The sequence below is a fragment of the Micromonospora sp. NPDC049662 genome, assembly GCF_040675055.1.
In the GTDB taxonomy this organism is placed as follows: domain Bacteria; phylum Actinomycetota; class Actinomycetes; order Mycobacteriales; family Micromonosporaceae; genus Micromonospora.
This window is the reverse complement of record NZ_JBFAOC010000026.1, coordinates 28,599-42,096: the sequence shown is the minus strand read 5'-3', so window position 1 is coordinate 42,096 and position 13,498 is coordinate 28,599. Positions and strand designations below refer to the sequence as shown.

The 13,498-nt window shown below is 73.1% G+C and carries 13 protein-coding genes; 2 read left to right on the top strand and 11 right to left on the bottom strand.

What is annotated here, in order from left to right; genetic code table 11:
* Positions 1–6 precede the first annotated feature (6 nt).
* From rdgB to AB0J36_RS20130, 11 genes are all read right to left on the bottom strand, one after another.
* Positions 7–624: an RdgB/HAM1 family non-canonical purine NTP pyrophosphatase gene (gene rdgB / locus AB0J36_RS20180; RefSeq protein ID WP_355052054.1), complete on the bottom strand. Its 618-nt coding sequence runs from the start codon at positions 622–624 to the stop codon at positions 7–9.
* Positions 621–1,349, bottom strand: a complete 729-nt coding sequence (rph, locus tag AB0J36_RS20175; RefSeq protein ID WP_357127672.1) for a ribonuclease PH — start codon at positions 1,347–1,349, stop codon at positions 621–623. Before rph ends, rdgB begins: the two co-directional genes overlap by 4 nt.
* A 9-nt stretch (positions 1,350–1,358) precedes the next feature.
* Positions 1,359–2,528: a glycosyltransferase gene (locus AB0J36_RS20170; protein ID WP_363660983.1), complete on the bottom strand. Its 1,170-nt coding sequence runs from the start codon at positions 2,526–2,528 to the stop codon at positions 1,359–1,361.
* Positions 2,525–3,670: a glycosyltransferase family 1 protein gene (locus tag AB0J36_RS20165; RefSeq protein ID WP_357393658.1), complete on the bottom strand. Its 1,146-nt coding sequence runs from the start codon at positions 3,668–3,670 to the stop codon at positions 2,525–2,527. The genes AB0J36_RS20170 and AB0J36_RS20165 overlap by 4 nt, the downstream gene beginning before the upstream one ends.
* Positions 3,671–3,809: 139 nt before the next feature.
* Positions 3,810–4,553, bottom strand: a complete 744-nt coding sequence (locus AB0J36_RS20160; protein ID WP_357127680.1) for an MBL fold metallo-hydrolase — start codon at positions 4,551–4,553, stop codon at positions 3,810–3,812.
* Positions 4,554–4,779: 226 nt separating this feature from the next.
* Complete coding sequence (locus AB0J36_RS20155; RefSeq protein WP_357127683.1) at positions 4,780–5,745, bottom strand: pyridoxal-phosphate dependent enzyme; 966 nt, start codon at positions 5,743–5,745, stop codon at positions 4,780–4,782.
* An 11-nt stretch (positions 5,746–5,756) separates the two neighbouring features.
* Positions 5,757–6,152, bottom strand: coding sequence for a MoaD/ThiS family protein (locus tag AB0J36_RS20150; protein WP_357173030.1), 396 nt, complete (start codon positions 6,150–6,152; stop codon positions 5,757–5,759).
* 66 nt (positions 6,153–6,218) lie between these two features.
* The gene (locus tag AB0J36_RS20145) at positions 6,219–6,707 is read right to left on the bottom strand and encodes a M67 family metallopeptidase (RefSeq protein WP_363660982.1); all 489 of its coding nucleotides are present in this window, start codon (positions 6,705–6,707) and stop codon (positions 6,219–6,221) included.
* A gap of 52 nt (positions 6,708–6,759) precedes the next feature.
* Positions 6,760–7,254 (bottom strand): DUF2017 domain-containing protein, encoded by a 495-nt coding sequence (locus AB0J36_RS20140; RefSeq protein WP_357128035.1) that lies wholly within the window; start codon positions 7,252–7,254, stop codon positions 6,760–6,762.
* Positions 7,255–7,315: 61 nt separating this feature from the next.
* Positions 7,316–7,606 (bottom strand): ATP-dependent Clp protease adapter ClpS, encoded by a 291-nt coding sequence (clpS, locus tag AB0J36_RS20135; protein WP_039905549.1) that lies wholly within the window; start codon positions 7,604–7,606, stop codon positions 7,316–7,318.
* 148 nt (positions 7,607–7,754) lie between these two features.
* Positions 7,755–9,305 carry a hypothetical protein gene (locus tag AB0J36_RS20130; RefSeq protein WP_363660981.1) on the bottom strand — a complete coding sequence of 517 codons (1,551 nt, stop codon included), beginning with the start codon at positions 9,303–9,305 and terminating at the stop codon, positions 7,755–7,757.
* A gap of 197 nt (positions 9,306–9,502) precedes the next feature.
* On the opposite strand from AB0J36_RS20130, the gene AB0J36_RS20125 reads away from it, so the two are divergent.
* Entirely contained in the window at positions 9,503–12,181 is a 2,679-nt protein-coding gene (locus AB0J36_RS20125) for a LuxR C-terminal-related transcriptional regulator (protein ID WP_357127695.1), read from the top strand.
* 16 nt (positions 12,182–12,197) lie between these two features.
* Positions 12,198–13,484 carry a nicotinate phosphoribosyltransferase gene (locus tag AB0J36_RS20120; protein WP_357127698.1) on the top strand — a complete coding sequence of 429 codons (1,287 nt, stop codon included), beginning with the start codon at positions 12,198–12,200 and terminating at the stop codon, positions 13,482–13,484.
* Positions 13,485–13,498 lie beyond the last annotated feature (14 nt).

Here is a 13,498-nt window from a genome sequence, read left to right as displayed (position 1 = left end):
CGCCGGTCAGGCGGCGGGCGGCAGGACCTTGGCGACCAGCTTGGCCAGCTCGCGCAGCGCCTTGCCCCGGTGGCTGACCGCGTCCTTCTCGGCCGGGGTCAGCTCGGCGTTGGTCCGGTCCTGGCCGTCGCCCAGGAAGATGGGGTCGTACCCGAATCCGCCGTCGCCACGCGGCGCGCGCAGCACCCGACCGGGCTGCCGGCCGTCGACCAGGTGCTCCTTGCCGCCGGGCAGCACCAGCGCGACCGTGCAGACGAAGGACGCCGCCCGGTGCTCGTCGGGCACGTCGGCGATCTGGTCCAGCACGAGCTGGAGATTGGCCTGGTCGTCGCCGTGCTTACCGGCCCACCGGGCACTGAACACCCCGGGCATCCCGTTCAGCGCGTCCACGGCGATGCCCGAGTCGTCGGCGATCGTCGGCAACCCCGTCCGGCGGCAGCCCTCCCGCGCCTTGATCAGCGCGTTCTCGCCGAAGGTGAGGCCGGTCTCGGGCAGCTCCGGGTACTCCTCGACGTCGTCGAGGCCGAGCAGGGCGATCCGGTGCGCGCCGAGCGCGCCGTCCAGGATCCGCTGAAGCTCCACCAGCTTCTTCCGGTTCCGGGTAGCCAGCAAAACCTTGTTCATGAGGAAAGCGCCTTCCGCTGGGCTTCGGCCAACTCGGCGCACCCGGCCACGGCCAGGTCGAGCAGGCTGTCGAGCTGGTCCCGGGCGAACACGCCCGCCTCACCGGTGCCCTGCACCTCGACGAAGTCGCCCGTGCCGGTGCACACCACGTTCATGTCCACCTCGGCGGCCACGTCCTCTTCGTAGCAGAGGTCCAGGCGCGCCTCGCCGGCGATGATCCCGACGCTGACGGCGGCCACCGAGCGGTGCATGACCTTTTCCGGCTTGCCGGCGAGGGCCTTGCGGGCGGCCAACCAGCCCACCGCGTCGTGCAGCGCCACGTACGCGCCGGTGATCGCGGCGGTCCGGGTACCTCCGTCGGCCTGCAACACGTCGCAGTCGAGCACGATCGAGTTCTCGCCGAGCGCCTTCAGGTCGATGCAGGCGCGCAGGCTGCGACCGATCAGGCGGGAGATCTCGTGGGTACGCCCACCGACCCGGCCCTTGACGCTCTCCCGGTCGGAGCGGGTGTTGGTGGCCCGGGGCAGCATCGCGTACTCGGCGGTCACCCAGCCGAGCCCGGAGCCCTTGCGCCAGCGGGGCACGCCCTCGGTGACGCTCGCCGTGCAGAGCACCCGGGTGCCGCCGAACTCGACGAGCACCGACCCCTCCGGGTGGGTGCTCCAGCCTCGGGTCAGGGTCACCGGTCGGAGTTGAGAGGGCCCTCGCCCGTCAGGTCGCGCCATCCCTGCACCCTATGCGGTGCGGGGATCCACCTCGCCCCGGGTGCCCTGCGGCACGTCCGCGCCGTGTGCCGCCAGGAATCCGGCGACCGCCGCCGGCCACCCGAACTCCTCGGCCCGCGCCCGAGCGGCCCGCCGCCGCTGCGCCTCCGGACGGGCCACGAGGCGCAGCACGGCCTCGGCCAGCGACGCCCCGGAGCCGTACGCGGCCAGCCCCGCCGAGCCGACCACCTCGGGCAACGCGCTCGCGGCGTTCACCACCACGGGAGTGCCGCAGGCCAGCGCCTCCAGCCCGGCCAGGCCGAAGGTCTCCACCGGGCCGGGCGCCAGCACCACGTCCGCGCTCGCGAGCAGCGCGGCCACCACGGCACGGTCGGGCAGGAAGCCGGTGAACGTGACCGGCAGGCCGGCCGCCCGGCGGGCCAGCGACGCGCGCAGCGGGCCGTCCCCGGCCAGCACGAGCACCGCCGGCACACCGGCCCGGCGCAGCTCGGCGAGGGCTTCGACCGCCAGTTCCGGCCGCTTCTCCGGAGACAACCGCGCGCAGTGTACGAGCAGCAGCTCGGTCGGGTCGGCGTAGCGTTCCCGCAGCCGCGGGTCGGCCCGCTCCGGTCCGAAGGTGTCCAGGTCCACGCCGAGCGGCACCAGGTGGACGTTGTCGGCCCCGATGCGCGCGAACTCCTCGGCCGCCCACCGGGTCGTGCACACGATCCGGTCGTACGCCCGGCTGGTGGCCCGGTTGAGGCGATCGGCGGTCGGCCGGCGCAGCACGTCCGGCACTCCCCACTGGCCGAGCAGGCCGGTCAGCGACTCGTGCGAGACCATCACCGACGGCACCCCGTGCGCCTTCGCCCAGGCCCCCGTCCAGCGCAGCGAGGACCGGTCGGACACCTCCAGCCGGTCCGGCGTCAGCTCGGTGAGCACCCGGGCCAGCCGCTGCCGGCCGGCCAGCAGCCGGTAACCACCCGTGCCCGGCAGCTCCAGACCCGGCAGGGTGACCACCCGACCCCACGGGTGCCACTCGTGGGTGTTCCGTTGGCCGGGCACCACCAGCACCGGATCGTGTCCCGCCGCGCGGTAGCCCTCGCCGAGGTGCCGCAGCGCCGTACGCAGGCCACCGGAGCGCTCGGTCACGAAGTTCGCGAGCCGGACGATCCGCAGCCCACCGGCTGTCGCCGTCACGACGCGGCCGGCAGGCCGACGGTGGCGGCGTTGGCGCGTACCGCGTGATAGTGCCCGACCAGCTCGTCGCCGACGGCCGCCCAGCTACGCCGGCGCACCGCGGCGCGGGCCGCCACCCCGTACGCCCGCCGCCGGTCGGCGTCCCCGGTCAGCTCGGCCACGGCGGCGGCCAGCGCGTCCCCGTCGCCGGGCGGCACCAGCAGCCCGGTCCGGCCCGAGTCGACCAGGTCGACCGGCCCACCGCTGGCCGGGGCGACCACCGGCACCCCGGACGCCAACGCCTCCTGCACGGTCTGGCCGAACGTCTCGTGCGGACCGGTGTGCGCGAACACGTCCAGGCTGGCGTAGAGCCGTGCCAGGTCCTCGCCGTGCCGCACCCCCAGGAACGTGACCCCCGGCAACGCCCGCTCGAGCTGACGACGGGCCGGGCCGTCACCGGCCACCACCACCCGTACGCCCGGCAGCCGGGACGTCGCCGCCAACAGCTCCACCCGCTTCTCCGGGGCCAACCGGCCGACGTAGCCGACCAGCAGCTCCCCGCCCGGGGCCAGCCGACGGCGCAGGTCGGCGCAGCGCTTGGCCGGGTCGAACCGGACGGCGTCGACGCCCCGGCCCCACAACCAGATCCGCTGCACCCCGTTGGCGATCAGATCGGCCGCAGCCCGGGTCGACGGCGCGAGCGTCCGCTGGGCCAGATTGTGGATCTCCCGGAGTCGCCGCCACGCGGCCGCCTCACCCCAGCTCACCCGGTACGCCCTGGCGTAGGCCGCCACGTCGGTCTGGTAGACCGCCACCATCGGCAGCCCATACCGGTCGGCGAGGGTGGCCGCCCGCGCGCCGAGAACGAACGGGCTCGCCAGGTGCACCACGTCCGGCGCCGCCGACAGCAGCGCCCCCGCCAGCCGGGTACCCGTCGGCACGCCCAGCCGGAAACCCTGGTAGCGGGGCAACGGCACGCTGGGGATACGCACCACCGGGTACGCCAGACGGTCGACGCCCCGCCGGTCCGCCCCGGCGGGCGCGGGTGCGATGACGACCGGCTCATGGCCACGGGCCAGCAGGTGCTCGGCCGTACGCACCACGGAGTGCGCGACGCCGTTGACGTCCGGCGGGAACGACTCGGTCACGATGGCGATCCGCATGTCCACACCGTGCGGGTGCCACGGGTGCGCCAGACGACCAGCCGCTGACCGGCCGGCGAACAGTACGGCACAACACCGGGCCATCGACACACCGGACCATCGACGACGCCCACGAAAGCGCCGGGTGGCCGCGAGGCGGTCAGATGTCGTAGCTGGCGCCCGCCCGGACCACTTCGAGCGGCCCGCTGTACGCGCCGGCCGCCGACTCCAGCGTGTGCGCCTCGCTGCCCCAGGCCGCGACCAGGTGGGTCAGCAGCAGACGACCCACCGCCGCCTTCGTCGCGATCTCACCCGCCTCCCGGCCGGTCAGGTGCAGATCCGGCGGATTGTCCACGCCGTCCAGGTAGCTGGCCTCGCACAGGAACACGTCGGCGTTCTGCGCCAGCCGTAGCAACGCGTCGCACTCGGCGGTGTCCGACGAGTAGCACAGCGACCGCCCACCGTGCTCGAGCCGCACGCCGTACGTCTCGACGGGGTGGTTGACCCGGTCGACGGTGACCGTGAACGGCCCGATCGGGAACGTGCCCGGCTGGAGGGCGTAGAACTGGTAGACGTCGTCCACCGTGCCGTCGTCGCCGTAGGCGGCGCTGAGCCGGTCCGGGGCGCCGGCCGGGGCGTACACCGGCAGCGCCGGGTAGGGGCCCTCGGGGGCGTACCTGCGGACCACCACGTACGTCACCGCGTCGAGGATGTGGTCACAGTGCAGGTGGGTCAGCAGGATCGCGTCCGGAGCGTGCAGCCCCACGTACCGCTGGAGGCTGGACAACGACCCCGAGCCGAAGTCGACCAGGAGCCGGAAACCATCCGCCTCGACGAGGTAGGCGGAGCACGGTGACTCGGGGCCCGGGAAGCTGCCGGCACACCCAAGGACAGTCAGTCGCATCGGGTTTTCTCACTGTCACTGTCGGTAGTATCTCTGCCGGCGGTCGTACCGGCCATGATCTCTACCGACGCGTACGCCACGCTGCGCAGCCTACGCCGGGGTACCCGAGGACAAGAATCATCCGTTGGAAGTTGTCACGAACGTGACACACGCTCACGGCGAGCCGCGACGCGCGACGGGCCATCGACGCGTACGCCGACGGCCCGTTCGCGCAGGGACCCGGCCCTCAGGCCCAGAGCTGACCTTCCAGCGCGTCCTCGGCGTCGCCGAGGGTGCCGCCGTACGCGCCGGTGGACAGGTACTTCCAGCCGCCGTCGCACACCACGAACGCGACGTCGGCACGGCGGCCGGCGCGGACCGCCTCGTGGGCCACCGCCAGCGCGGCGTGCAGGATCGCGCCCGTGGAGAACCCGGCGAAGATGCCCTCCACCTCCACGAGCTGACGGGTGCGCAGCACCGCGTCCCGCGTGCCGACCGAGAAACGCCGGGACAGCACCGAGGCGTCGTACAGCTCCGGCACGTACCCCTCGTCAATGTTGCGCAGCCCGTAGACCAGCTCGCCGTAGCGCGGCTCGGCCGCCACGACCTGGATGCCCTCGACCTTTTCGCGCAGGTAGCGCCCGGTACCCATCAGGGTGCCGGTGGTGCCCAGTCCGGCCACGAAGTGCGTGATGGTGGGCAGGTCGTGCAGCAGCTCCGGGCCGGTCGTCTCGTAGTGCGCCCGCGCGTTGGCCTCGTTGCCGTACTGGTAGAGCATCACCCAGTCCGGGTGGTCGGCAGCGATCTGCTTGGCCGTCGCGACGGCCTGGTTCGAGCCGCCCGCCGCCTCCGAGAAGATGATTTCCGCCCCGTACATGCGGAGTAGTTGAACCCGCTCGGTCGAGACGTTCTCGGGCATCACGCAGACCAGCCGGTACCCGCGCAGCTTAGCCACCATGGCCAACGAGATACCGGTGTTGCCGCTGGTCGGCTCCAGGATTGTGTCACCAGCCCGGAGCCGGCCCGCCTCCTCCGCCGCGCGGACCATGAACATCGCCGCGCGGTCCTTGATGCTGCCCGTCGGGTTCCGGTCCTCCAGCTTGGCCCAGAGCCGCACCGGCGGCGCCCCGTCGGGCACCGTCGGGGAGAGCCGGGGCAGCCCGACGAGCGGCGTACCTCCGCACGCGTCGAGCAGGCTGTCGTACCGCGCCACGACGGCCGCCCTCAGTGAGCGGCGACGGCGTCGCGAGCCGCTGCCGCGCTGTCCTGGCTGATGCTGTGCGAACTGATCGCCGCTGCCGCGGCGCTGTGCGAGCTGATCGCCGCTGCCGCCGCGAAGCCGAACGCGCCGCCGGCCACGGCCGGCAGGATGGTCACGCTGTCGCCGTCGGAGAGCTTGGCGTCGAGCGCGCCGAGGAAGCGCACGTCCTCGTCGTTGACGTAGACGTTGACGAAGCGGTGCAGCGCGCCGGCGTCGGTGACCAGCCGGCCGCGCAGGCCGGCGTGCCGGGAGTCCAGGTCGGTGAGCAGGTCCGCCAGCGTGTCGCCGGCGCCCTCGACGACCTTGGCGCCGCCGGTGTAGCTACGCAGGATGGTGGGGATGCGAACTTCGATGGCCATGATGTCGTGCTCCTTGATCGGGTGTGCCAACGGTGACGGGAGGAAACGGGTGCGGACGCTGACGGGTCAGCGGCCGGAACACTCGTAGTCGACCGTCGCCGGGCTCTGCCCGAACATGTAGGACTGCACGGCGTGCGGGTCGACCCCGGCCTCCACGATCTGGACCGGCTCCTCGGCCACCACGCCGTCGACGATCCGGAACGAGCGGATCTCCTCCGAGTCGGGCTCGCGGGTCGAGACGAGCAGGTAGTGCGCGTTCGGCTCGCCGGCGAAGGACACGTCGGTACGCGACGGGTACGCCTCGGTCGCGGTGTGCGAGTGGTAGATGACCACCGGCTCCTCGTCGCGGTCGTCCATCTCCCGCCAGACGCGCAGGTGCTCCATCGAGTCGAACTCGTAGAAGGTCATCGACCGCGCGACATTGTCCATCGGGATGTGCCGGGTCGGGGTGTCGCTGCCGACGGCACCGGCGACGACGCCGCACGCCTCGTCGGGGTGGTCCCGGCGCGCGTGGGCGACGATCGCGTCGATGATCGACCGGTCGATGCTCAGCACGTGTACCAGCCTAACGCCTCCCAGGCAGGGCCTGAAGTGGCGCGGGTCACGCCTAGTCGATCAAGGCGTTGAGCAGCGACTCCTGGAGATATCCGAGATACGCGTAGACCGACAGTTGGAACACCCGGCTCGACCCCGGATCCTCGGTCACCGCGTCGTCCAACTCCTCGCCCAGGTCGGTGCCGTCCTTGATCTCCAGCCGCACACCCATCGCCAGCCGTGCGTCGTTGAGCGCCCTTAGCCACGCCTCGGCCGCCTCGGCGTCCAACCGCACCTCGCCGCCGGCATCGTCGGGCAGCGCGGCCAGGATCGCCCCGGCCTGGTCGATCTTCGCGGTCTTCAGGTCACCCTCGGTGTAGCGGCGGAACTCCGACGTGCTGGCCGCGTCCTCCGGGTACACCGCCGGGAACAGCCGGCCGACGACCGGGTCGGTGTGGTCGAAGCCGTCGGTGAGCAGACCGACCACCTCGGAGGCGACCTTGCGCAGCACCCGCACCTCGTCGACGGCGAAGGTGGCGACGTAGCGGCCCGCCTGCCGCCGGAACATGCTCACGATGCCAGCCCGGTTCGCGACTGCGGGGCTCGCAACCCCGGCTCACTCCTCGCGCTCACGAGCGATCCACCGTTGCCCAGAGCCCGTACGCGTGCAGCTGCGACGCGTCGTGCTCCATGCGCTCGCGGGCGCCCGTCGAGACCACGGCGCGGCCCTTGTGGTGCACGTCCAGCATGAGCTGCTCCGCCCTCTCCCGGCTGTAGCCGAACAGCTTCTGGAAGACCCAGGTCACGTACGTCATCAGGTTGACCGGGTCGTCCCACACGATCGTCACCCATTGCCGGTCGGGCGCCGGCACGTCGTCAGTGGCCGGCGTCTCGACCGGTGCAACCTGTGGAGCCGCCATGCCCCCCATCGTGCCACCGGTTTCCCGGAACCGAGGAACCGGAACGCCGGACGAATCCGGATCGCCCGTCGTGCCCGCCACGAAGCCGCCTCGCACCTCGGCGGAGGCGAGACGCGGAGCGAGGTCGAGCCGCACGGCGGGCACGCTCTCAGGCAAGCAGGATGCCGTGGTCGATCGCATCGGACAGCACCACGCCCAGCGAGAGACGGATCACCTCGAACCGCCGGGAGATCTCGCGGGCGAGCTCCAACTCGACCTCCCGAAGCGCCCGCTGCGACCAGGCCCGCGCCGCGCTGTGGTCGTCGTTTCCCGGGGTACGCCACTGCTGCCAGCATCCGCCGGAGAGCCCCACCGCGATCGGCGGAAGCACCTCGTCACGGGTTGCCGTCGGATAACCGGCGAGTGCGTCGATCGCCTCGACGCCGGTCAGTCCGGCCACTCCCGCCGTACTGGTGACCAGCAGAACCCGGTCCAGGTCGCGTCCCGTGCGGTGGTCGGCCAGGCCGTACTGGACGGCCGTGGCGATCCGCCGACGTACGCCCTCCGTGGGCGGCGTGCCGAGCGCCTGGGCGGTGGTGTCCGACACGATGCCCCGCACCGCGCGGTCGCACTGCGCGGTGGCCAGCAGCGACAGTGCCGCCATCTCCCGGTCGAGCAGATCGGGAAGGCCGGCGCAGCCGACCCCGAAGACGATCTCCTGAACGGCCCGCAGATGGATGTTCGCCAGTTCCAGGGCCAGGTGCTGGCGGATCCGCTGGGCGCAGGAGCGGGCCTGCCGGTCGAGCCGTTCGGACCAGTCGCCCGGGTCGGCGGCCACCGCCACGCGGTCGTGCTGCCCCGGCAGCACGGGCGGTTCGGCGCTGGCCCGCTGCAACCCCTCGGTCGCCGACCACCCCACCAACGCCCGGCGCAGGTCGGCCGCGCTGTCGACGCCGTCGACCGGGAACCAGCGGGCGGCGGCCAGGTCGGGGACGGCGGCCAGCAGCGCCGCGCGGTGCGCCGCGACGGTCACCGCGACCGGGTCCACCTCCCCCGAACGGCCGGCCGCCGGCGGGACGGACGCCCCCGTGTCCTCCGTCGTCGCCGTGCCGTCGGCCAGCGGCGCCCAACCGGCCGTGCCGGGCGTCACCGCGAAGACGACCTCCACCGGGGCCGCGGCCACCTCGGCGAGCAGGTTCAACTCCTGGGCGGTGAACGCCTGGTCGGCCGCGATCACGAAGAGCAGCGCGCCGGCCCGGCCGACGGCGTCACGCAGCACCCGGACGCCGGCCACACCGAGCGCGCCGGTGTCCGGCGTGTCGATCAGGGTGAAGTGGCGCAGCAGCGGCTCGGGCACGCTCAGCTCGACCCGCCGGGGCGGGCGGGCCAGTGCCGGGCCGGCCGCGTCCCGGTCCGCGCCGTACGAGTGCGGCTGGCGGTAGCCCGGGACGAACGCCGCCCGCGTCGGCACCTTGGCGTGCCGGACCACCAGCCAACTGCCGGCCGGCACGGTGAGCATCACCGGGTCGAGTCCGACGAGGGTGGCGAGCACGGCACGCCGGTCAGCGCCGGCGGGACCGACGGCGACGACGCCGAGCGGCTCGTCCGACCGGGGATTGGAAACCTCAAGCTCGGTGGGCAACGGGGCGCAACTCGGCGGGTCGGCTGAGCTGGCCATGTCGCCGGGCGAGTCGAGCGAGGGGAGAGGGCCCTGCTGCATCGGGTGGCCTCCCGGAGCTGGCGACCGGCACGCCGGTCGGATGGAAATTCCGGTGACACTACCCGGATGCCCGAAGAGTACGTGTGGCCCGCCGACCAGGCGGAATACCGCAGGTACTCACCGGTAATTGTGCGACTACTCAACTTCGGTGCGTGACGGTGCGGGCGCGGACCGAACTCGATGGATATGCTGCGCGGATGAGTCGATGGAAGTTCGTCGGCCGGACCGATGAACTCAACCGCCTGCTGGCGGCGGTTACCGGCGAGGCCGGCCGAGGGCTCTTCTTCAGCGGCAGCGCCGGCATCGGCAAGAGCCGGCTGTTGCGGGAGGGCGTCAACACCCTGCCCACCGACCGGTACGCCATCTGGTCCATCGCCGCGAGCGCCACCACCGCGGCGCTGCCGTTCGGCGGGCTGGTGCAGGTCCTCCCGGCGGAGCAGCCACAGGGGCTCTCCCCCGCCGGCATCCTGCGCTGGGCGCTGGGCGTGCTGCAACAGCAGGCCGCCGGCCGGCGGATCGTGCTCGCCATCGACGACGCGCACCTGCTCGACCCGCCGTCCGCCGCGCTCGTGCACCTGGTCGCCCGCGCGGACAACGCCACCGTGGTCGGCACCCTGCGCGACGGCGAGCAGATCCCCCTGCCGATCCGCGCGCTGTGGACCGACGACCTGGTCGAGCACGTCGAGCTGACCCCGATGCCACCGTCGGAGACCGCCGGCCTGCTGGCCGCGATCCTGGGCGGGCCCGTCGACGCCAACTCCGCCGACCGGCTCGGGCGGCTGTCGGCCGGCAACCCGCTGCTGCTGCGCGAGCTGGTGCATGCCGCCAACGGCAGCGAGGAGTTGAAGCGCACCTACGGCCTCTGGAAGTGGACCGGGCGACTGGAGCTGGCGCCCAGCCTCACCGATCTGATCGACACCCGCGTCGGGCAGCTCACCGACGGCGTCCGTACGGTCGTCGAGCTGGTCGCCTTCGGCGAGCCACTCGGGCTGCACCTGCTCAACCAGGCCGCCGAGCAGTCCGATGTGGAGTGCGCCGAGGAGCGTGGGCTGATCACCGTCGTCCAGCACGACCGGCGGACGAACGTACGCCTGGCGCACCCGCTCTACGGCGAGGTGATGCGCCGCCGATGCCCGGTCAGCCGCACCCGACGCCTCCAGGCGCACCTCGCCGAACTGCTGGAGCAGGTCGGCAAGCGCCGCCGCGACGACCTGCTGCGGGTGGCGGTCTGGCGGCTCGACTCCGGCACCGCGCAGGACGCCGCCCTGCTCGTGGACGCCGCGATGCAGGCGTTCACCCGGTACGACGTACCGTTGGCGACCCGCCTGGCCCGGGCCGCGCTGCACGCTGACGGCGGCTCGGACGCGGCGGAGCTGCTGGCCACCATCCTGATGTTCGCCGACCGACCGGACGAGGCGCTCAGCGTTCTCGACGCGGTGACCCTGGAGCCCGGCGACGAGCGCCGCCTCTGCCGATGGCTGACCGTCCGCGGCATGGTCAGCTACTGGGGGCTCAGTCGGGAGTCCACGGTGGAGGAGATCGCGAGCCGCGTCGAGCAACTCGGCGACTCCGCCGACCGGGCCCGGGTGCACGCCTTCGAGGCGATCATGCGGCTGCACCGACTGGACACGGCAACCGCCGTACGGCTCAGCCAGACCGTGCTCGACCGGCCCGCGGCCAGCATCGCCGCCCGCGAGCTGGCCCGCAGCACCATCGCGTACGTCCAGGCCGCCGAGGGTCAGCTGACGCGCAGCGGCGCGGCCATCGCGCAGGTGCACTCGGCCGCGGCGAGTTGGCGCACCGACATGCCGTACCTGCAACTGGCCCTGGAGTTGGCGCGCGGCACCCGGCTCATGCTCACCGGCGATCTCGTCGGGATCGACGCGATCGTGGCCGACGAGTTCGCCGACCTCGCGGGGGCCGGTGACTTCCGGCTCGGCACCGGCTACCTGGCGATCCTGGCGGCGTACGCCGCGCGGCTGCGGGGTCAGAGTGACGCGGCCATGCGTACCTCGTTGGGTGCCTGCGCGGTGCTGGCCACCAGCCGGGTCTACGCGGGCCTGGCCCAGGCCGAACGGGCCCAGGCGGCGGCGCTGCGCGGCGACGCGGCGCAGGCCACCGAGGCGATGGCCGAGGCCGACCGCACCCACGCGCCGGGGATGGCGGTGCTCTACCCGTGGTTGGAACAGGCCCGGGGCGCGGTGCTGGCCGTGTCGGGTGACCTGCCGGGCGCGGTGAAGCACCTCGGCGACCTGGCCGACCGGCTTCGCGCCGACGGCTTCGCCGGGCACGAGGTGCACGTCCTGCACGATCTGGTCCGGCTGGACCAGGCCGGTGCGCCGATCGGCCCCACCTGCTCCGACGGCGGGCGGCGGACCGTGGCGCAGCGCCTCGCCGAACTGTCCGAGCGGGTGGACGGGGTGTTGCCGCCGCTGCTGGCCCGGCACGCCCGTGCTGCGGTGACCGACTCGGCGGCGGACCTGCTGTCGGTCGCCGACGACTACGCCGCGCTGGAGCTGACCGTGTACGCCGCCGAGGCCACCGCCCAGGCCCTGCACCGGCTGCGTCAGCAGCACTCGGTGGTGGCCGGCGAGGCACGCGAACGGCTCGCGGGGCTGCTCGGGCGGTGCAACCTGATCCGGACGCCGGCGCTGCGGGCCGGAGCGCCGGTGCTGACCGAACGCGAGTGGCAGGTGGCGCGCCTCGCCGTGCACGGCGCGACCAGCAGGGCCATCGCCGAACGGCTGTACCTCTCCGCCCGCACGGTGGAGAACCACCTCCAGCGGATCTACACCAAACTCGGCGTGACCGGCCGGGCCGAGTTGTGGGCCGCGCTGCGGTCGATCCCGGGCCACGAGGGCGACGACTCGGCCTGAACCTTAGGCTGGGACGGTGAGCACCCTCCGCCCCGCGCTGCTGACCGACCACTACGAGCTGACCATGGTCAGCGCGGCACTCAAGGACGGCACCGCCGACCGCCGCTGCGTCTTCGAGGTGTTCAGCCGCCGGCTGCCCAGCGGCCGACGCTACGGCGTGGTCGCCGGCACCGCGCGACTGATCGAGCTGATCCGCGACTTCCGGTTCGACCCGGCCGAGGTCGACTTCCTGCGTCGCACCGGGGTGGTCGACGACGCGGCGGCGGCCTGGCTCACCGACTACCGCTTCACGGGCGACATCGACGGGTACGCCGAGGGTGAGCTGTTCTTCCCCGGTTCGCCGATCCTGACCGTCTCCGGCGGCTTCGCCGAGTGTGTAGTGCTGGAGACGGTGGCGCTCTCCGTGCTCAACCACGACTGCGCGGTGGCGGCCGCCGCGGCGCGGATGGTCACCGCCGCCCGGGGCCGCGCCCTGATCGAGATGGGGTCACGTCGGGCCCACGAGGAGGCGGCCGTGGCGGCGGCGCGCGCCGCGTACCTGGCCGGTTTCCGGTTCACCTCCAACCTCGCCGCGGGCGAGCGCTACGGCATCCCCACCGCGGGTACGGCGGCGCACGCGTTCACGCTGCTGCACGACGACGAGCGGGCGGCCTTCGCCTCGCAGGTCGCCACGCTGGGCAAGGACACCACGCTGCTGGTCGACACGTACGACATCTCGCAGGGCATCCGCAACGCCATCGCGGTGGCCGGACCGGAGCTGCGGGCGGTCCGGATCGACTCGGGTGACCTGGCGGTGATCGCGCAGCAGTCCCGGGAACTGCTCGACTCCCTGGGCGCGACCGAGACCAAGATTATCGTTTCGGGCGACCTGGACGAGTACTCGATCGCGGCGCTGGCCGCCGAGCCCGTCGACATGTACGGCGCGGGTACGGCCGTCGTCACCGGCTCCGGAGCGCCCACGGCAGGGCTGGTCTACAAGCTCGTCGAGGTCGACGGCCGGCCGGTGGTGAAGCGGTCCGAGCACAAGGCCACCATCGGGGGGCGCAAGGTGGCGGTTCGCCGACACAAGCCCACCGGCACCGCCACGGAAGAGATCATCGTCCCGCAGGGCGTGCCCGACCGGCAGGCCAACGACCGGGTGCTCCAGCGCTCGTACGTGGTCGACGGCGAGCCCGTGGCCCTGCCGACCCTCGACGAGTCCCGGGAACACCTGCGCGAGTGCCTCATCTCCATCCCGTGGGAGGGGTTGAAGCTCTCCGCCGGCGACCCCGCCGTGCCGGTCACCGTCGTACCCGCCGGCTGAGCCCGCCGATCCGA

Coding starts and splice junctions, on each gene's coding strand:
- rdgB (WP_355052054.1), bottom strand. CDS start 624: ATGAACAAGGTTTTGCTGGCTACCCGGAACCGGAAGAAGCTGGTGGAG.
- rph (WP_357127672.1), bottom strand. CDS start 1,349: ATGGCGCGACCTGACGGGCGAGGGCCCTCTCAACTCCGACCGGTGACC.
- AB0J36_RS20165 (WP_357393658.1), bottom strand. CDS start 3,670: ATGCGGATCGCCATCGTGACCGAGTCGTTCCCGCCGGACGTCAACGGC.
- AB0J36_RS20160 (WP_357127680.1), bottom strand. CDS start 4,553: ATGCGACTGACTGTCCTTGGGTGTGCCGGCAGCTTCCCGGGCCCCGAG.
- AB0J36_RS20150 (WP_357173030.1), bottom strand. CDS start 6,152: ATGGCCATCGAAGTTCGCATCCCCACCATCCTGCGTAGCTACACCGGC.
- AB0J36_RS20140 (WP_357128035.1), bottom strand. CDS start 7,254: ATGTTCCGGCGGCAGGCGGGCCGCTACGTCGCCACCTTCGCCGTCGAC.
- clpS (WP_039905549.1), bottom strand. CDS start 7,606: ATGGCGGCTCCACAGGTTGCACCGGTCGAGACGCCGGCCACTGACGAC.
- AB0J36_RS20130 (WP_363660981.1), bottom strand. CDS start 9,305: ATGCAGCAGGGCCCTCTCCCCTCGCTCGACTCGCCCGGCGACATGGCC.
- AB0J36_RS20125 (WP_357127695.1), top strand. CDS start 9,503: ATGAGTCGATGGAAGTTCGTCGGCCGGACCGATGAACTCAACCGCCTG.